Here is a 17,990-nt window from a genome sequence, read left to right as displayed (position 1 = left end):
ACAAAACCGGACAAGGCGTGTCCGCTATGGCGAGAATCGAAGGGATTTTCAAAGGGTCCGCGCATCGTACGTTCGCGCGATCGCTTCTGCCTGCGAGCGCAGCCAGGCGCGCAGACGCACGGGTTCGGCTACTTCCAAACGGTCGCCGAACGACAGCAGGTAGAACATCATGCGCTCGGTTATGTCGCTGGATAGACGGACGCGCAGGCGGCCGTCTTCCAGCTGCTCGATGGCCGACGGTTCGAATTCTTCCCGAATGCGGCCGATGTCTTGCGGCGTTTGCGGGCTGAACAGCAGTACCAGCGGTTCAGCCGAGGCGGTCGTATAGCCTTCCTGCATCTGGGCTGGAAGTTCGCGCGGGACGAACGTTTCCGGCAACAGCTCCATCGAGTCCCATACGATGCGGAACAGCTTGAACGTGCGCCAGTCCTCGCGCATCCGGCACCACGCGCGAATATACCAGGAACGCTCCTTGAACAGGAGCTTGACGGGTTCGACCACGCGCTCGCTCGTGCGTTCCGCGGCGTCTCGGTACCTGAATCGCAAGGGGCGTCGTTCGAGGATCGCCCGTCGTGCCACGTCGAAGACGTTCTTGTATTCGGGCGGCGCGCCCCAAAACGAAAGGTCGATGTCCAGCCAATCGGCGCCTTCCCGTTGGAACAGGCGCCCAAGCCGTTCGTGCGTGGCGGGCGAGTCGGCGGCTCCGGTTGCCCTGAGCGCGGAAAGCGCGGCAAGGATGTCGTCTTTCTCCCTATCGGTAACAAGGGATTTATCCAGGACGTATCCTTCCATAAGGTGCACGCCGCCGCCCTTGCCGCGCGTCATGTATACGGGAACTCCTGCGGCCGAAAGCGCCTCGACGTCGCGGCGCACCGTGCGATCCGATACCTCAAGCCGCGCTGCAAGATCGCCCGTCGTTCGCGGCGATCGTTCCATGAGCAAGAACACGATCTCGAAAAGGCGGCCTGCTTGCATCGGTCAGCCTTTCGCGCAGGCGTTTGCGCGCGCGAGCACGCTTCGCACCGTTTCGGGCCGCTCGCTTGCCAACGTGGGGAAGGGGACGACGGGTTCGGGTTCTGCGTCGAACGGGGCAAGGGCAAGCACGAGCCAGGCGACGTCGCGCCACGCTCCGCAGGTGTACCCCGCGTTCTTCTGGACGCCCATACGCGTGAACCCGAAGGCTTCATGCAGGTGTTCGCTTGCAGCGTTCGGCACTGTGACCAGCGCATACGCTGCTTTCACGCCCTGTTCGCGCACCAGGTCCACAAGGGCGCGATACAGCACGGTTCCCAGGCCGCGCCCGCGCGTTTCGGGCGACAGGTATACCGAAAGCTCGGCGTTCCAGCCGTATGCGGCGCGTTCGGCTTGCGCATGGGCGTACGCGTAGCCAACGATGCGCGGCGCTTCGTCCGAGTTGGGCGTGCTGACGGTTTCCGCCACAAGGTACGGGTAGCCGGCTTGGATGTGCGCTATGCGTGCGCGGAATTCCTCTGCGCTGGGCACCGATTCTTCGAACGTGATGGGCGTGTCGATGTAGGAGGCGTATACGGATAAGATGCCGGCGGCGTCGTCATCGGTGGCCAGGCGTATGCGAATGGGGACGTTTTCGACTCCGGACACGGCTGCTCCTTGCGTTGGTCGAGTTGCTGCGGCGTTCATGGTAGCACGTCCGCGAATCGTGCGAGGGCTTCGCGGACGAGTCGCGCGTTCGCATGATCGGATCCGCTTTGTCGGATCCGCTACCGCATGCGCACGAAAAATCGCGTTCCGCTGTTAAACCAGGATTGACACGTACTAATGTACGCTACCTTTTCAAACGGCCGGGCGCGATCAGCCGAGATGAGGGGCCTCCCGGCGGACGAAGCGCGCTTTCGGCCCCCCGGTGCGGCTTTCTCGGGACGCCCCCATCTGGGCTATGTCAATGCTGGTTTAACAGCGGAAATCGCGTTCGCTGGCAGGTTCTGACGGTTTGCGGTCGTCGGACGAGCTTGCGATTTTGGCGCCGCGTGTCCGACATTGCGTTTTACCAGGTCAGAGAAGCGCAGTGATTTATCGAGCGTTCGATCTGTTCGTGCGGGCCTGCCATGAGGACCCCAAACCGCAAAAAACTGCCAGCGAACGCGATTTTTCGTGCGCTGCCAAGCCTGCAAGGGCCGGACGGGGGCGTTTCGCACGCCTCAAGCGGCAATGCGCGTCACCTTGCAGCACGGCAAGGGCGCTTCCCATGCGGACGGGAGGGTGAGCCCGTTCGCTTGCCCGAAACGCGTGCGGAAGACGGCTTCGAAAACAAAATGCAATATATACTTGTCATTTTTCCCAATATGCAATATATTTATGACATTGCGTACAGAATATTAGGCATAACAGGAAAAGAGAAGGTGATTCATGGGAGGGAAAAAGAACTTGCGCATGAAGGCGGCGCGCGTGGCGTGCGGCCTTTCGCAAGCCGAGTTGGCGGCGGCGGTCGGAGTGACGCGCCAAACCGTCGGCCTTATCGAAGCCGGTGGATACAACCCCACGCTCAACCTGTGCATTGCGATATGCAAGGTGCTGGGCGCAACGCTTGACGACCTGTTCTGGGAAGAAGGAGAGTAGCGATATGAAGCTTATCGAGCAGTGGAGGGCGTACGTCGGCCCTGTTGACGAACGGGTGGAAGCCGAGTCGAATCGTATTTACAAAGTCGGCTTCATCATGTTGACGTTCGGCCTTCTTGTGGCGCTTGGGTACGACACCATGGTCAGGCAGATCGTGTGGATGCACGAGATCGACATGACGGGATCGGGGGTTATGCAGTTCGATATGTTCCACGTCATGGTGGTCTCATGGCTGCTGCTGACGTGCCTTGCGTGTGCGGTGCTTCAGAGTCGCAAGGGGTTCGCGGACGATGGCAATCGCTTTTCGGAAACCGACCGCTTCCCTGGCGGATACTTCGCCTTGGTGTCGGGGCTTGCGGCGGTGGTCGCGGGCGTCCTGATCGCGCTTTTGCGAGTCCTCGCCGAACTTCAGGTACTTGGTTCGGTTGGCGCCTCCGCATGGTTTGCCGCCGCAGTGCTGGGGTTGTCGATTGCGGCGTTGCTGTTCGTCCTGCTTGTGGTTGCCTTCTACGTTTCGTTCCGCGCGGCGAAATCCCGTCGCCGGGCAATCGGGGCCCTGCTGGACGACTAAGGCAGCTGCACGTTTTGTGCTTGCAGCCCGATGCCCCTCGTTGCGCTGCGGAGGGTATCGGGTTGCGGAAACCTCGTGCCCATACTTTGTTAATTGAAGGGAGCAGGCTTGTTGCTGGGCCGCCGTTAGGGAATACTGCGCATGCAGGAGGCGCGTTGCAGCGCCGGGAATCGAACGGCGCAGGCGCGCCGGGGGGAGGCGTGCGTGGCGGGTTGGCCCCAGAACAAGCGAATTCATCGCGGTCGGTCTCTCGGTTGGATCGGCGTAGCTGCGGTGGTCGTTGCAACGGCCGTTGCAACGTGCGCGGTCGTCGGCGCAACGGACGCTTTCACAACCCGGCACGAAAAACCGTTCCCGGTAAGTTCTTCCATGCGCGAAGAGCGTGGATCGACCGATGCCGTTCCTGATCGATTAACGAATTCGGATCCGCGCGCGGCAATAGAGATCGCGCGTTCGGCGCTCGATGCGGCGCCCATGACAGATCTTGTGAGCGTGTTCGACGCTGCAACGGGTGCTGCGCGCGAACTTGGCAACAAGGAAGCTCCCGAGGTGGTGCAGGCTGTCGACGCATTTCACGAAGCTGGCTATGAAGTTGGGTTCGTCGTATATGATTTCTCGGTCCAACGTGGCATGAACTACAATGCTGACGAGGCGTTTTTCTGCGCGAGCACCATGAAAGCCCCCTTTGTTGCCTATGCGGTGCAAGATGAGATCGACCTTGGCTTTGCTTCTTTCGAAGACGTGGTGATCGAAGACGTGGCAGTAGAGGGCACGGGCGTCATGGCTTTCGACGATAAGGAAGAGTACCGTTTGGAAGACGTGCTGGCCAATGCCATCGTCCATTCGGACAACACCGGCTACGCGTTGTTGCGCGAGCGCTTCAGTTACGGGAACTTCGAATCGTGGTGCGCCGCCGCAGGCGTGGACGCATGGGCCTGGGAAGGCGAGTGGTATCCGTATTGCACGCCGCTCGACCTGGCCAAGCTGTGGTTGAACGTAGGGTCGTACGTGGCTGCCGGGCAGGGCCATGCCTCATGGTGCGCCGGTCTTCTGTCTCAGACGGACTCCTCGTTTCTGCGCGCTGCGCTCGGTGCGCGTGGCACGGTGCTTTCGAAGCCTGGATTCGAGATAAACACTCCCCAAACGGGCGCCGGAGCTCTCAACGATGCGGGCGTGGTGCTTGCCGGGGACGGTCCGTACGTGGTGGCTATCATGTCCGATGCCGACTACGACAGCGATTACTTTACAGACAACGAGCGCCTGATCGTCGACTTGGCAGCTGCATTGGGCGCCGCTCGTGATAAAGTGCTCGTTCATCCTACTGTTCAGGAGGTTCGTTCGTGAGGGTTTTTTCTCGCGCTGCGCTTTTGCTTGCTGCGGTGCTGACGGCGATTGTCTTGGCGGGCTTTGCCGCGCTTGGATGCTTCGCGTGGGCTGACGAGGACGCCCAGGCGAGCGCCGCCCAGAAAGCGGTCGACGACGCTCATTCCAGCTTGAGCGCTGCCGAATCCCGCATGGCCGCGCTTTCTTCCGATTACGATACGCTCAAGCAGGAGATCGACAAACTTCAAACGCAGATCGACGACATGGCGGCGGAAGTCTTGGAGGCTCAAAAAGCGGTGGTCGAGGGGCGCGCTGCGGTGGGCAAATTGGCCGTGTACGAGTATCGCACGGGCGGCTCGGCGCGCTCCCTTGTCGAGCTGGTCTTGGGCGCAGGCGATTTTTCCGAGCTTCTGCGCAACATGTCGTATTTGAGCAGCATCATGACGTATCAGGCCGATGAGGTTGCCGCGCAGCAGGAGCGCAGCAAGCGTTTCCAAGATCTTGCGGATAGCTTGAACTTCCAAAAAGACGAACAGGAAAAGAAGCTGGCGGAGTTGGAAGCGAAGAAGGCGGAAGCGCAGAAGGTGGTGGCCGACGCGTCTTCGCGACTGCAGAACGCCGAAAGCGACCAGGCTTCTCGCTTGGCCGAGCTGCAGCGCAAAGCAGAGGAGATGGCGGCTGCCGGCGCGGTGACGGATCCGGTGGAGGTCGAGGACGCGAACACGGTGGACAGGCCTTCGGTGGTTCCTCCGTCAACGCCGGTGGAGCCCGATCCGGATCCCGTTGTTCCCGATACCGGCGGCGGATCCGGTGGCGGTTCCAGCGAATCGCCTGGTGAAAGCACTGCCGGATGGTCGACGGGCGTGGCTTCCGCTTATGGAGGATCCACCGATCCCTACACGCCCAACCCCGGCATAACGGCTACCGGCGCCGTTTGCGACGACTGGTCGATGGGCGTGGCCGTTCCCATGGCGTGGCCGAACTACTGGCAGTACTACGGACGCACCGTCGAAATATCCTACGCAGGGCAAACCGTGTTCGCCACCATCAACGATTGCGGCGGCATGGACGGAGGCCGTCGTTCTCTTGATCTGCAGCCCGGCGTGTGGAAGGCGTTCGGGTACTCGTCGTGTCTGGACTGGGGCTTGCGCACGGTCAGCTACCGTATCCTGTAGCGTTTCGCCTCGTTTCGCCGTTCGGCCGCGGGTCCTGCGTTCTCCCTCTTCGCGGGCCGGAATCTCGTGCGCCGGGGTGGTGCCAGTGTCAATCGGCGCGGGGCGCAGTTCGCCGCTTCGTCGTGGAATATCTCCTCACGTTCGACGAAATGCGCTATACTGCATCGTTACATGCGAAGACGAAGACAGCGCCGGGTAGCGGCGCCGCCTCCAGAGACGGGTCTCATCGGCTGAAAGGACCCGGGCGGCCAACGCGGCGATTCCCTTCCGAGCAGCAAGGCTGAACGCGGGGCGCGCAAGCGCGGACGTGCAGTAGGCTTTGACGGGAGCTCCCGTTACAGAGCGTAATGAGCGGGCGGCCAACGGTCGCGTGCCTTGCTTGGATATCGCGATGTCCGGTCGAGCGTGCGCGCAGGTCGTCAACCGAGGTGGTACCGCGAGAGCCTTCTCTCGTCCTTGGATTGGGAAGCAATTCCCTCAACCAACGGCGAGAGAAGGCTCTTTTGTTTTTCGCCGCCGATGAGCGCGTTCGCGCGAGCTGCGGCGGCGTTGCAAAAAGAAGACGGAAAGGGAGCGCGAAACATGGCAATCGTGGACGAATTGGAGGCCTTGCGCACGCAGACGCTCGACGCGATCGCTCAGGCGGGCGAAACCGCCGAGCTTGAGCACGTGCGCGTGGCGGTGCTGGGCAAGGCGGGCACGCTGACGGGGTACCTGCGCAGCATGGGCCAGGTGGCAAAAGAGGAACGCGCCGCGGTTGGCAAAACCGTGAACGAGGTGCGCGTGGCCGTGGAGGAAGCGTTGGCCGCCCGCAAGGCCGAGCTTTCGGCTGCCGAGCTCGAGGCCAAGATCGGCGCGAGCGCGGTTGACGTGACGCTGCCCGGACGTGCTCAGCAGATGGGAACCCGTCACCTCATCAACCGTATAACCGACGAGGTCAGCGAGATTTTCCTTGGTTTGGGCTACACGGTGGCGCAGGGTCCCGAGGTGGAGACCGACTACTACAACTTCGAGGCGCTCAACGCTCCCGCCGATCATCCGAGCCGCAGCTTGGCCGACACGTTCTACGTGGTCGACCGTTCCGGCGAGAAGGCTGCGGTGCGCGGCGAGTCCGACGTGCTGCTGCGCACGCAGACCTCGGGCGTGCAGGTGCATGCCATGGAGGATCAGGACCTGCCCATCTACATCATCGCTCCCGGTAAAGTGTACCGTCGCGACGTGGCCGATCCGTCCCACCTTCCCCAGTTCACGCAGATCGAGGGCTTGGTTGTGGACAAGGGCATCACGTTCGGCGACCTCAAGGGCACGCTCGACTACCTGTGCAAGCAGCTGTTCGGCGAGGAGCGCAAGACGCGCTTCCGCGCTCACTACTTCCCGTTTACGGAGCCCTCGGCCGAAGTGGACGTAAGCTGCGGCATTTGCCACGGCGAAGGCTGCCGCTTCTGCAAGGGCACGGGCTGGCTGGAAATCCTGGGCTGCGGCATGGTCGACCCGAACGTGCTGTCCATGTCGGGCATCGACCCGGAAGAGTACTCCGGATTCGCGTTCGGCATGGGCGTCGAGCGCATTGCCTGCCTGAAGTACAACGTTCCCGACCTGCGCATGCTCCTCGAAGGCGACATGCGCTTCCTTCGTCAGTTCTAAGGAGCCGCAAGCTATGAAAATATCTTTGAAGTGGTTGAGCGAATACGTCGAGGTACCGGGCGACGTCAAGGCGTTTTGCGATCGATTGGACCTGACCGGTACGGGCGTCGAGGCTGTGGAGAAGACGGGCGCGTCGTTCGACGGCGTGGTCGTGGGCTACGTGGAGACGTGCGAGCAGCACCCTGACAGCGATCACATGCACGTGACCACGGTAAACGTGGGCGCGGACGAACCGGTGCAGATCGTGTGCGGCGCGCCGAACATCGCGGCCGGCATCAAAGTGCCGGTTGCCACCATCGGCACCGTCATGCCCGGCGATTTCAAGATCAAGAAGTCGAAGCTGCGCGGCGTTACCAGCTGCGGCATGTGCTGCTCTCAGCGCGAGCTGGGCATCGGCGGCGATCACGAAGGCATTTGGATTCTTCCCGAGGACGCGCCTGTGGGCATGCCCATTGCCGAGTACCTGAAGATGTCCGACACGGTGCTCGATCTTGAGGTCACGCCGAACCGTCCCGACTGCTTGAGCGTGGTCGGCATGGCGCGCGAAGTGGGCGCTATGTATCGCACGAACGTTGTCAGCCCGCTTGCCGACATGGCTGCCAAGCTGGAGGTTGATGCGAGCGACCAGCCTGTTGATCAGGTGGTTCGCGTGAGCATTGAGGATTCGGTACGCTGCCCGCGCTATACGGCGCGTGTGATTCGCGGGTGCAAGGTGGGGCCGAGCCCCGACTGGATGGTCGAGCGCTTGGCCGCTATCGGCCAGCGCTCCGTCAACAACATCGTGGACGTTACCAATTACATCCTGTTCCTGTTCGGTCAGCCGCTTCATGCGTTCGACCTGGCCAAGCTCTCGGGCGCTGACGGATGCGCTTCCATCGTGGTCCGTGCGGCCGAAGACGGCGAGAAGCTGGTTACGCTGGACGGGGAAGAGCGCGCGCTCACGTCCGACATGACCGTCATCGCCACGCCCGAGCGCGGCGCGGTGGCGCTGGCCGGCGTCATGGGCGGCCTTGACACCGAAGTGACCGAGGACACCGTGGACATCTTGCTGGAGGCTGCTGCGTTCGAGCCGGGCCGCACCAGCCGCACCAGCCGTAACCTGGGCCTGATCAGCGAAAGCTCCATGCGCTACGAGCGCGGGGTGGACGACCACGGCATCGACGAGCGCTCTGCTGCGGCCGCTGCGCTGATCGTGGAGGTCGCAGGCGGTCGCGTGAGCGCTGCCGTAGCCAACCAGCTCGGTATCGTGGACGAGTGGCCGATGCCGTCGCAGGCTGTCGAACTGGAGTTCCGCGTTCCGCGCTTCTGCGCCATGATGGGTGCCGACATTCCGCGCGAGGACATCGTCGACATTCTCGAGCGCTTGGGATGCGCGGTCTCGGCCGCTGACGGGGCGGACGTGCTGGCCGTGGTCGCGCCTACGTTCCGTCCCGACCTCGAACGCGAGATCGACCTGTACGAGGAAGTGCTGCGCCTGTGGGGCATGGATCGCGTGCCTTCCACGTTGCCCGGCGGTCCTGGCCGCGTGGGCACGCGCTCCGCGCTCGAGCATGCGCTCGATACCGTCAACGACGTTATGCGCGCAAGCGGCCTGAACGAGACCATGACGTATTCGTTCGCCGAGCCGGGCGACCTGGGTCGCCTGCGCATGTCCTCTGAAGGCTTGGGGGAGCCGGTCGAATTGATCAACCCGCTCAACGCCGATCAGTCGGTCATGCGGCAAAGCATCGTTCCCGGTCTGCTTCGCAGCGTCGCCTACAACCAGAGCCGCGGCGTGAAGAATGTCCAGCTGTACGAAACCGGCCAGGTGTTCTTCGCTCACGAGGGACGTAAGCAGCCAAAGGAGCGCCGTCGCGTGGCTGGCGTGCTGGCCGGCGCCATGCGCGATGCGGGATGGAACGAACGCCCCGACGCCTTCGACTTCTTCGACGGCAAGGGCGTTGTGGAAAGCCTTGCGCGCGAGCTGGCCATCGCGAAACTTCGCTTCAAGGCCCTTTCCGCCGAAGAGGCCCCGCATCTGCAGCCCGGACGCGCGGCCGAGGTGCTGGCGGGCGGCACCTCGCTCGGTTGGGTAGGCGAGCTGCATCCGCTGGCCGTCGATGCGTACGAGGCAACGGCACCGGTGGTGGCGTTCGAACTGGACGTTGACGCGCTGGTGAAGTCAAGCCGCGCGTCGCGCGATTACGTGGACGTGCCCACGTTCCCGGCCGTGTCCATGGACGTGGCGTTCGTGGTGGACGAGGGCGTTGCGCACGAACGCCTCATGCAGTGCATGAGCTCGGCTGGCGGCAAGCTGCTCGAGGACGCGCGTCTGTTCGACGTGTACCGCGACGAGCAGCGCGTGGGCGCCGGCAAGAAGTCGATGGCCTATGCGCTTACGTATCGCGCGGCCGATCGCACGCTTACGAGCGAGGAAGTCGACAAGGCTCACGAGCGTCTCGTGAAGAAGGTGTGCGGGGCGACGGGTGCCGAGGTGCGCGGTTAGCGTTTCGGTCATAATAGACTAATCGAGAGTATTGCGCGGTTGCTCGAGAGCGCCGCGCAGCCAGACGGCGGGAGCAATCCCGCCGTCTTCGCATGGGGGAGGCGACCAGCATGAACCAGAAGATCGCGATCATGACGGATACGAATAGCGGCATCATGGCCGAAGAGGCTCAGAAGCTCGGCGTGTTCGTCGTGCCTATGCCGTTCGTCGTAGATGGCGAGGAGGGCTTCGAGGGCGTGAGCCTTGACGCCGATCGGTTTTACGAGCGGCAGCGTGCCGGAGCGAACATCGTCACTTCCCGGCCTTCTATCGTCGACTTGGGTGAGCGTTGGCACGAGCTTCTGGGCACGTACGACGATATCATCTACATTCCCATGTCAAGCGGGCTTTCCGGGTCTTGCGAAACGGCATGCACCCTGTCTCGGCACTTCGAAGGCCGCGTGCACGTGGTGGACAACCAGCGCATCTCGGTCATGCAGCGCGAGTCGGCGATCGACGCGCTGCGCTGGGTTGAGGCTGGGCTTTCGGCGCAGGAGGTTTGCGATCGCCTTCATGCCACGAAGTTCGACGCGAGCATCTACATCATGGTGGACACCATGGCCTACCTGCACAAGAGCGGCCGAATCACCCCGGCGGCTGCGGCCATCGGGTCGGTGCTCAAGATAAGGCCGGTCCTGCAGATTCAGGGAGAAAAGCTCGACGCGTTTTCGGTGGCCAAGTCCACGAAGGCGGCGAAGCGCACCATGTTGAAAGCGCTTGCGCGCGATGTGGACGAACGTTTCGGCGGTGTTGGCAACGTGCATCTTTACGTAGCTCATACGGATCGTGACGACGACGCGCAGTCGCTTGCGCAGGATATGCGGGACCAATTCGGCAGCGACGATGTGTTCGTGGATCGTTTGCCGCTGAGCATTGCCTGCCATGTGGGCCCCGGCGCCCTGGGCGTCGGGTGCGCGAAAATCCAAGACTAGGGCGCATGGCGGCGGTTCGGCGAAGCGTTGCGGGTTTCTGGCGGCGCGCGCTCGCCTGCCGATGGTCGCCCTGCCTTAATGCCCGGGCGACGCCTTCCCCGTTGCCCCCTTGCCGGCCCGCTGCCAAAATGGAAGAGTTTTGTTGGTCCTTAAATTAGGATAAAGGGAAGTGTCAGGCGATTGACCTGGTGCGATAAAAAACGCCCACGGAAGCATCGCCCCAACAAGGCGAAAAACCGCCGCAAAACTCATCCGTTTTGACAGCGGGCGCAAGGCATCGTTGCAGTACTTTGGTTGGCGCGCGTTTTCTGACTGTTCGCTTTCGCTAACAGCGGTACAATGGGCCGCGAAAGAAAGGATGCGCGTATGTATGATGGACTGATCAGTCCGGGCCGCAACGACGAATGTTGGTGCGGCAGCGGCAAAAAGTACAAGAAGTGTCACCTCGTCCATGACGAGCGGCTGCAAGAGCTGTACGAGCAGGGATTCGAGGTACCGCAGCGTTCCATGCTCAAAACGGCGGCCGATATCGAAGGCATCAAGCGCAGCGCCGCTATCAATATCGGCGTGCTCGATTACGTTGCCGAGCGTATCGGACCGGGCGTGACCACGGCGGAAGTCGATCGATGGGTGCACGATTTCACGGTGGAGCACGGCGGCGTTCCCGCCGACCTCAATTACGAGGGCTACCCGAAAAGCGTGTGCACGTCCATCAACGAAGTGGTGTGCCACGGCATTCCCTCAGAGGACGACGTGCTGCGCGAAGGCGACATCGTGAACGTGGACTGCTCTACTATCCTGGACGGCTACTATTCGGATTCGTCGCGCATGTTCTGCATCGGCGAAGTATCCGAGGAGCGTCGCCGTTTGGTGGAGGAAACCAAGAAAGCCCTGGAAGCAGGCCTTGCCGCGGTCAAGCCGTGGGGCTTGCTGGGCGATGTGGGGGCGGCTGTGAACGCGCATGCGAAGTCGTGCGGTTATTCGGTGGTGCGCGAGTTCGGCGGGCACGGCATTGGACTTGACTTCCATGAAGATCCGTTCGTGAGCCATGTTGCCGAAGCGGGTACCGGCATGGTGCTTGCTCCGGGCTGCTGCTTCACCATCGAGCCCATGATCAACGCGGGCGAGCAGGAAATCGACATGAGCGATCCGAACGGATGGACCGTTCGCACGGCAGATCGTTCCGACACGGCTCAGTGGGAGGTTCAGCTGGTCGTTACCGAAGACGGCTACGAGCTTCTGAGCTGGTAGGGAAGAGGGCTCGGCAGCGATACGCATCGCGCCGAGCCCTTTCAGGAGGGGAATAAGAAGGCTTGGTTATTTCTGGGCTACCATGCGGCCGATGACGTAGCCTTCGGTGTAACAGCGCCCGAGCGACAGTCCGAATACGGTGAGCGGGTAGTCGATTCCGCCATAGAAATGACCTGAGCAGTTGCCGATGGCGTACAGGTTTTCTATTACCTCGCCTTCCGGCGTCAGGCACTCGTGCTTTTCGTTGATGTCAACGCCGGAGCAGATGGCGCTCATACGCACGTGACGGTGAATGCCGTAATACGGCGGGGTGTCGATAGGGGCAAGGAACTTCGCCGCTTTCCCGAAATCGACGTCCTTGCCCGCCGCGGCCAGGTCGTTGTAGTGGGCGATCGTTTTCTTGAACGCTTCCGTATCGGTGATTCCAAGCTTTTTGGCCAGTTCTTCAAGGGTGTCGGCCTTGAACGTATTGATCTGCCCTTCGAACACGCCCGTGCGCTCGACGTTCTCTTCGGGCATGTAGGTCTTCAGGGCTTCGGGGTCTACCAGCTTTCCCGGCCAGTCTGCCGCTGCGGTCATGTAGTTGCTGTCGAACACCTGGCAATAGTGTCCAGCGTCCTCGGCCGATCTCAGATAGCAGTTCATGAGGGACATCTCTACGGTCTCGTTCACAAAGCGCTCGCCGTTCATCTTCACGGAAAGGAACGGCATGTCGCACATGGATGCGGGACCCGCATCGAAATCGTGGAGCATCTTCGTATGGGCAAGGTTCTCGATTTTGCCGCCGGCCCAGACTACCATCTTATGGCCGTCTCCGGTCTTGTTGTTTTGCTTGGGCTGGAAATTCGTCATGTCCGGCTGGTAATAGTGCAGCATGTCCTCGTCGTTTTGGTAGTCGCCACATGCTACGATCACGCCTTTCGACGCGTTGAACTGGACGTAGCCGTCTTTGCCTTTCGCGATAACGCCCACTACTTTGCCCGATTCGTTCTGGACGAGCTGCTCGGCTGGGGTGGAATAGAAGATTTCGACGCCTTCTTTTTCCGCAGTGGCCGCCAGCGCCCGCATGCCGTCGCCCGCGTTATAGGGCTTGGGTCCGAAGAAGGACGTGACGAAGTTCATGGTGTAGCCCTTGCGGTTGATCAAGGGTATATGCTGTTGGTTTCCTTGGTCGATAACCTGCGCGCCGCCTTCGGCTGCTTTTTCGATAACCCAAGACACTGCTTCCCCTGAGTTTTTCGCCCAGAGTTCGATGAGCGCTCGATCAGGGCGATGCTGGTTGTCGGTCATGAGCTGGGAAACGAGGTCCTCTATGTTGGCTTGATCGCTCGTTATCAGATCGATGCCGCTGCCCGAGTTGCCTTGGCTGATGGCCTGATTCTCTTTCTGAAGCAGTGCGACGCGCGCGCCCGCTTCCAAAGCCGAAAGCGCAGCAGGGACTCCGGATGCGCCTGCGCCTATGACCACCACGTCGTATTCTTCGGTGGCTGCGATATCGGTAATAGCGGCGGGCTTTTCCAGGAAAGCGGGCATTCCGGTTCGCAGGTGACCGGCTGCTGTGGTTTTCTCGCCTGCTCCGGCCTGGGCGCTCGCCGCGTTTTTCGCTGCGGTTTCTTGCGGCGCGCATGCGCTCAGGGCGCCTGCTGCCGCCATTCCCGCTGCTGTCATGCCGCCGAATTTGAGCAGATCTCGACGACTGATACCTTGCTGCTTGCTTTGCTTGGGCATGTTCATCCTCCTTGAACGTCGGTGCTTGCCGCGCTTTGACGCTCGACATCCGGTGGTCGAAGGTTTCTTCAGAGCGGCTCCCTCGGTCGAGACCATAGCGCTCAATCGATCCGCTTGTCTTTCGTCTACGGCTTTTCGCCTGGGGTTATTTCTATCATCCTTTGTTATCACCCTAGTTTTACCAGGGGTTTTCCTGCGGCTGAGTTTTCCGGATGTTTTGAAGCAGCCGTTTCCTTCGGTACAATGGGCTGCAAGCATGCGGCAAGGGGAACGGTGTTTGGGGAGATTCTTATGGCGAAAAGCGATCAGACCGAGCAAGGAAATCGTCCGCCGGGACCTCTCTTTCCTTGGATGCCCGCGATACCCGTGTTCTTTTTGGGGCTTGGCGTGTATCGTGCTTGGATCGAGATCGTGTTCGTGGGTTCGTTCATCTCGTTTCCGGCAACCGGGGTTGCAAGTCATGATGTGTTCGATCTTGTGATGATCGCGACGATGTTCTCATGCGCGGCTTTAGCTAAGCGCATCGGTCCCTTGTTCGGTCGTAAATCGGTGTACGTGCTGGCGGGTGTCGCGCTGGTCCTTTCGACGTGCTGCATGTTCGTCTCTATCGGAGCGCCTTCGCTTTCAGTGCATATGGGATTGCCCGCCGCCTTGCTGGGCGGGTTCGGCATCGCTTTGGTCATCCTGCTTTGGTCGGAGCTGTACAGCTGTCTGAATCCGTTTCGCGTGGCGTTGTACTACTCGGCTTCCATGATGGCGGCGGCGTTGCTCATCTATGTATGTCGGGGGATGTCCGTCTCTTGGCTTGCGGTGGTCGTGCCGGCGTTTCCCGTGGTGTCTCTTGCGTGGGCGGCAGCTAGCTTCCGATCGCTTCCGGCAGACGAGCTGCCTTCGGCGTCTGCGACGTCGTTCTCGTTTCCGTGGAAAATCGTGCTGCTCATGGCTATCTATGCGTTTGCTTATGGGCTCAAGGAATCGTCGATGTACCAATCGACCTTCGGGCCTCATTCGGCTTTCGGGACGCTCGCCGTCGCAGCTATTGTGTTCGTCGGGGTCATTGCTCGCGGCGGCAAATTCGATTTCGCCATCATCTATCGGCTGACGTTGCCGCTCATGGTGGCGGCGTTTCTCATTCTTCCGAACGTCGGGGTGCTCAACCAGGCTATGTCCGATTTCTGCACGAGCGCTTCGTATACGGCGTTTTCCGTGCTCGTCATGCTCATCATGGCAAACTTGAGTTATCGCTACGGCGTGTCGGCTGTTTGGCTGTTCGGCATCGAGCGGGGCGTACGTGCGCTGTTTTCGCTGCTTGGCCGTCAAACTGAAATGCTGCTCGGGTCTCCGACGTTTGGTCTTGCGGGATCGGATGCGGTGTTGAGCGGTCTGGTGATCGTCATGGTGGTTGCCGCTACCATGATCTTGTTTTCGGAGAAAGAGCTTTCCAGCCGTTGGGGCATGACGTTTCTTGCCGAGTACAACGCGCAGGCCGATACGGCGCTCGTCAAAAAGCAAGAGCTCGCAAATCGCTGCCAGGCGCTTGCGCGCGAGCGGGGTCTGTCTCCTCGCGAAGAAGAGGTGTTGTTGCTGCTTGCCCAGCATAAAACGGTGGGGTCGATCGAACGCGAGCTGTTCATCGCGAATGGTACAGCCAAAACTCATATACGGCATATTTACCGCAAACTCGACGTTCACTCGCGAGACGAACTCATAAACTCGCTTGGTCTTTACGAATAGAAAACAAACATACGTTCGTTTTCTATGGTATACTGTCAGAGAAAGAAAAGAGCCAGTGCAAGCGCTGTTTCCCATCGGGCCTTCGCGATGGGCAGCCCATAGATGGCGTCGGTGTTCCGCGTCGCCCGTACCACGCTTGCAAGATCCTCTCAAATCTTGGGACGCTTGCGAAGGGGTGCTTGCCATGCTGGATATTCGTCGAGGAATGTGCTGCGTCGAATCCGAAGCTCTTGTGCTTGTTGAAGTTATGCCTTTATGCTGCATTGACCCGCTTGAAGCTGCGGCTCTTGCAATGCAGATAGAGGCGGCCGCAGATTCTGACTTATCGTCCATCGGCCTGCCCGTGCGCTGCGCTGCCGTTATGCCCTGCGCGACGGCGCTCGCATTCGCCGAGGAGGTTGGCGATGTCGTGTTTTGATCTGCACGCGGCCGAGGGCTCGTATTGGGAGCAGAGAAGAGAGCCTGTCGAGAAGCTGCCTACCCTTCAGGATTTGTTGGCATGCTGCAATGTCGATGCGTTCGTTCGGGTTGTCTTGGACGAGCATGCTGCGCGGCTTTGCGCGCCCTGCGACGACGATTCGCCCAAGCGGCGTCGCAAGAAGGAGCGTCGGCTAGCCCGTACGCTTGATTCGATGAAACGTATGCCCATCAAGCGAAAGGGCGGGCGCGATCGAGTCCTTTTGCCGCGCGAGTTCTTTATTCCTCACGAGCAGACGGGCTTGATCGAGCGGCGCGTGGGCGTTTGGCTCATGCGCCGTGCGGACGTTCCTCTTGCCCGGGCTGCGCTCAGGGCGCATCCCGCAGAGCCCGTTGAGCAGAGCGTCAGTCTACCGGAGCATTCTCTCGCGCTTGCTCCTTGGGAGGACGCGTTATCGAGTCGCGTGTGGCTCGGGGGTTCTTGGAGCCTGTACGAACGCTACCTCGTGCTCTCGTCTGCATTCTGGGAAATGACGTATTTCGGGTTCGATCGAGACTGCGTCGCGGCTGCTCAGGCGCGTGCGAAAACGAAAACGCCCCCAGAGGATTCCGTATTCGACGGGCGTCTTTCCGCCACGGTGTCTGATTTGCGTTTGCGTAGGGCGACGGAATTCGGGCTGATCGTTCCCGATCGTTTTGACGAAGCGCGCCGTGCGTGTTTCGCGGCGCGCGTGGCTCGCCTCAATCGCGCTGCCGATCTTGATCTTTGCTGTCGGATCGTGGATTTGGAGGAAGGCAGGGGTTCTTGATAGGGCTCGCTGGACACGTGTCAAGCGTCATCGTATGATGGCGATCAGTTGGAAGACGATGCGGATGAACAGGGAAGGGAGGGCCGCCATGATCACCGTAGGGGACGTGCTTGCCCTTCCTGTGTTCGAGAGCGTGCGCCTAGCCGCTCCTTGCGAAGGCTTTGCCGGTCGTCCCGTTGTGAATGCGGGCATTCTGGACGAAGAACCTCCTGCGAACGGGTACAGAGAGTTCTTCCCGAACGAGTTCATCCTTTCGTCGCTCGGGTTTGCGCGGCGCGATCCTGCCTTGGCGGAGCGCGCTATCGTCTCCGTCATGGAATGCGGCGTGGCCGCCCTTGCCATCAAGCCCGCTGCTCAAAGCGCCATCGGTCCGCGCGTTATCGAGCTGAGCGAACGGCGGGGCATTCCTATCCTGTTCTACGAAGGCCGATACTACGAGCAGATATTGTCGTCGGTTCTCTCCCTTATTCGAACCGATCAAGAGCAGTCCAGCAAAAGCCGCCTTATCGATGGCCTTGTGGCCGATCGGGTGGCGGCTGACGTCCGCGCCTCAATGTACGACATAGCGCGCGCAACGGGGGCGACGCTGCAATGCTTTGCGGTGCAGCCGGTGGGCGGCGACGACTGCTCTTTGTATGCGGAGCTCAGCGCATTGTCTTCGGTGCTCGCATCGTTCAGGAAAGACTGGGGGAGCGTCGAAACGGCGTATGCGTGTCGCTACCACGATTGCTTGCTGGCGTTCGTGTCGTATTCCAGGCCTCCCATTGACGGACGCTCCCATTCCGAACCCGATCTGATCGGTCGCATCGAGGCGATGTCCTCCGTGCGTTGCGGGGTGAGCGAAGAGGTCCCTTTGGGCGAGGGCGATCTGGCCGTTCGCCAAGCGCGGTTCGCCCTTGAGCGCGCACGGGAGTCGGAATTGGCGGTCGTTCGATGGGCCGACCTCGGCGTCGATGCTTTTCATGCGGCCGCGCGGGCCGACAGGTTGTTCGCTCGCACAAGCGCGTTGTACATGCGCGAGCTGGAGCTGCATGACCAGTGCAACGATACCGATCTTCTGGCAACGGCGCGTGCGTTTGCGGAGGCGTTCGGCGATGTTCGGAGCGCGGCGGAGGCTCTTTACCAGCATCCCAACACCGTACGGTATCGTTTGCGCAAGATCAAAGCGGTGCTCGGAATGCCCGATTCGTCCGATCGAGAGCTGGCTCGTTTTCTGTCGCTCGTGTTCGTGTAGGTTGGCTTATGTACAGGCTTTTGTGCAATTGCACAAAAGCCTGCATGCGGCTT

General features: G+C 61.0%; 15 protein-coding genes. 12 read left to right on the top strand and 3 right to left on the bottom strand.

Annotated elements, in window-relative coordinates:
• Window positions 1–48: 48 nt before the first annotated feature.
• Complete coding sequence (locus LG373_RS08350) at window positions 49–975, bottom strand: YafY family protein (RefSeq protein ID WP_225749530.1); 927 nt, start codon at window positions 973–975, stop codon at window positions 49–51.
• A 3-nt stretch (window positions 976–978) separates the two neighbouring features.
• The gene (locus tag LG373_RS08345; protein WP_225749529.1) at window positions 979–1,620 is read right to left on the bottom strand and encodes a GNAT family N-acetyltransferase; all 642 of its coding nucleotides are present in this window, start codon (window positions 1,618–1,620) and stop codon (window positions 979–981) included.
• A 765-nt stretch (window positions 1,621–2,385) separates the two neighbouring features.
• On the opposite strand from LG373_RS08345, the gene LG373_RS08340 reads away from it, so the two are divergent.
• The 8 genes from LG373_RS08340 to LG373_RS08305 all read left to right on the top strand — a co-directional run bounded on the left by LG373_RS08340 (window position 2,386) and on the right by LG373_RS08305 (window position 12,015).
• Window positions 2,386–2,595: a helix-turn-helix transcriptional regulator gene (locus tag LG373_RS08340; protein ID WP_114567647.1), complete on the top strand. Its 210-nt coding sequence runs from the start codon at window positions 2,386–2,388 to the stop codon at window positions 2,593–2,595.
• A 4-nt stretch (window positions 2,596–2,599) separates the two neighbouring features.
• Window positions 2,600–3,166: a hypothetical protein gene (locus LG373_RS08335; RefSeq protein WP_216528830.1), complete on the top strand. Its 567-nt coding sequence runs from the start codon at window positions 2,600–2,602 to the stop codon at window positions 3,164–3,166.
• Window positions 3,167–3,535: 369 nt separating this feature from the next.
• Window positions 3,536–4,510 (top strand): serine hydrolase, encoded by a 975-nt coding sequence (locus tag LG373_RS08330; RefSeq protein ID WP_181792613.1) that lies wholly within the window; start codon window positions 3,536–3,538, stop codon window positions 4,508–4,510.
• Window positions 4,507–5,664, top strand: a complete 1,158-nt coding sequence (locus LG373_RS08325) for a hypothetical protein (protein ID WP_225749528.1) — start codon at window positions 4,507–4,509, stop codon at window positions 5,662–5,664. Before LG373_RS08330 ends, LG373_RS08325 begins: the two co-directional genes overlap by 4 nt.
• A 591-nt stretch (window positions 5,665–6,255) precedes the next feature.
• Window positions 6,256–7,308, top strand: coding sequence for a phenylalanine--tRNA ligase subunit alpha (gene pheS / locus LG373_RS08320; protein WP_369412404.1), 1,053 nt, complete (start codon window positions 6,256–6,258; stop codon window positions 7,306–7,308).
• 13 nt (window positions 7,309–7,321) lie between these two features.
• Entirely contained in the window at window positions 7,322–9,793 is a 2,472-nt protein-coding gene (pheT, locus tag LG373_RS08315; RefSeq protein ID WP_225749527.1) for a phenylalanine--tRNA ligase subunit beta, read from the top strand.
• A gap of 110 nt (window positions 9,794–9,903) precedes the next feature.
• Window positions 9,904–10,764, top strand: a complete 861-nt coding sequence (locus LG373_RS08310) for a DegV family protein (protein ID WP_225749526.1) — start codon at window positions 9,904–9,906, stop codon at window positions 10,762–10,764.
• 366 nt (window positions 10,765–11,130) lie between these two features.
• A complete protein-coding gene (locus LG373_RS08305) occupies window positions 11,131–12,015 on the top strand; it encodes a methionyl aminopeptidase (protein ID WP_114567641.1) in 885 nt (294 codons plus the stop codon).
• A gap of 66 nt (window positions 12,016–12,081) precedes the next feature.
• Here the strand turns inward: LG373_RS08305 and LG373_RS08300 are convergent, their stop codons facing one another.
• Window positions 12,082–13,743, bottom strand: a complete 1,662-nt coding sequence (locus LG373_RS08300) for an FAD-dependent oxidoreductase (RefSeq protein ID WP_216528834.1) — start codon at window positions 13,741–13,743, stop codon at window positions 12,082–12,084.
• A 273-nt stretch (window positions 13,744–14,016) separates the two neighbouring features.
• On the opposite strand from LG373_RS08300, the gene LG373_RS08295 reads away from it, so the two are divergent.
• The 4 genes from LG373_RS08295 to LG373_RS08280 all read left to right on the top strand — a co-directional run bounded on the left by LG373_RS08295 (window position 14,017) and on the right by LG373_RS08280 (window position 17,937).
• Window positions 14,017–15,477 (top strand): LuxR family transcriptional regulator, encoded by a 1,461-nt coding sequence (locus tag LG373_RS08295; RefSeq protein ID WP_225749525.1) that lies wholly within the window; start codon window positions 14,017–14,019, stop codon window positions 15,475–15,477.
• Between the two features lie 184 nt (window positions 15,478–15,661).
• Window positions 15,662–15,895 carry a hypothetical protein gene (locus tag LG373_RS08290; protein ID WP_114567638.1) on the top strand — a complete coding sequence of 78 codons (234 nt, stop codon included), beginning with the start codon at window positions 15,662–15,664 and terminating at the stop codon, window positions 15,893–15,895.
• Window positions 15,882–16,703, top strand: a complete 822-nt coding sequence (locus LG373_RS08285; protein WP_225749524.1) for a hypothetical protein — start codon at window positions 15,882–15,884, stop codon at window positions 16,701–16,703. The genes LG373_RS08290 and LG373_RS08285 overlap by 14 nt, the downstream gene beginning before the upstream one ends.
• Window positions 16,704–16,791: 88 nt before the next feature.
• Window positions 16,792–17,937, top strand: coding sequence for a PucR family transcriptional regulator (locus LG373_RS08280; RefSeq protein ID WP_225749523.1), 1,146 nt, complete (start codon window positions 16,792–16,794; stop codon window positions 17,935–17,937).
• Window positions 17,938–17,990: the final 53 nt, after the last annotated feature.

This window comes from Paraeggerthella sp. Marseille-Q4926 (assembly GCF_916618935.1).
In the GTDB taxonomy this organism is placed as follows: domain Bacteria; phylum Actinomycetota; class Coriobacteriia; order Coriobacteriales; family Eggerthellaceae; genus Paraeggerthella; species Paraeggerthella hominis.
Note: the sequence above shows the minus strand (reverse complement) of the source record. Positions and strands in the feature narration are given on the sequence as shown.

Bases quoted from the DNA above. Each gene is read 5' to 3' on its own strand.
- LG373_RS08335 (WP_216528830.1), top strand. From the start codon at position 2,600: ATGAAGCTTATCGAGCAGTGGAGGGCGTACGTCGGCCCTGTTGACGAA.
- LG373_RS08350 (WP_225749530.1), bottom strand. From the start codon at position 975: ATGCAAGCAGGCCGCCTTTTCGAGATCGTGTTCTTGCTCATGGAACGA.
- LG373_RS08285 (WP_225749524.1), top strand. From the start codon at position 15,882: ATGTCGTGTTTTGATCTGCACGCGGCCGAGGGCTCGTATTGGGAGCAG.
- LG373_RS08305 (WP_114567641.1), top strand. From the start codon at position 11,131: ATGTATGATGGACTGATCAGTCCGGGCCGCAACGACGAATGTTGGTGC.
- LG373_RS08340 (WP_114567647.1), top strand. From the start codon at position 2,386: ATGGGAGGGAAAAAGAACTTGCGCATGAAGGCGGCGCGCGTGGCGTGC.
- LG373_RS08290 (WP_114567638.1), top strand. From the start codon at position 15,662: ATGCTGGATATTCGTCGAGGAATGTGCTGCGTCGAATCCGAAGCTCTT.
- LG373_RS08300 (WP_216528834.1), bottom strand. From the start codon at position 13,743: ATGCCCAAGCAAAGCAAGCAGCAAGGTATCAGTCGTCGAGATCTGCTC.
- LG373_RS08330 (WP_181792613.1), top strand. From the start codon at position 3,536: ATGCGCGAAGAGCGTGGATCGACCGATGCCGTTCCTGATCGATTAACG.
- LG373_RS08280 (WP_225749523.1), top strand. From the start codon at position 16,792: ATGATCACCGTAGGGGACGTGCTTGCCCTTCCTGTGTTCGAGAGCGTG.
- pheT (WP_225749527.1), top strand. From the start codon at position 7,322: ATGAAAATATCTTTGAAGTGGTTGAGCGAATACGTCGAGGTACCGGGC.
- LG373_RS08310 (WP_225749526.1), top strand. From the start codon at position 9,904: ATGAACCAGAAGATCGCGATCATGACGGATACGAATAGCGGCATCATG.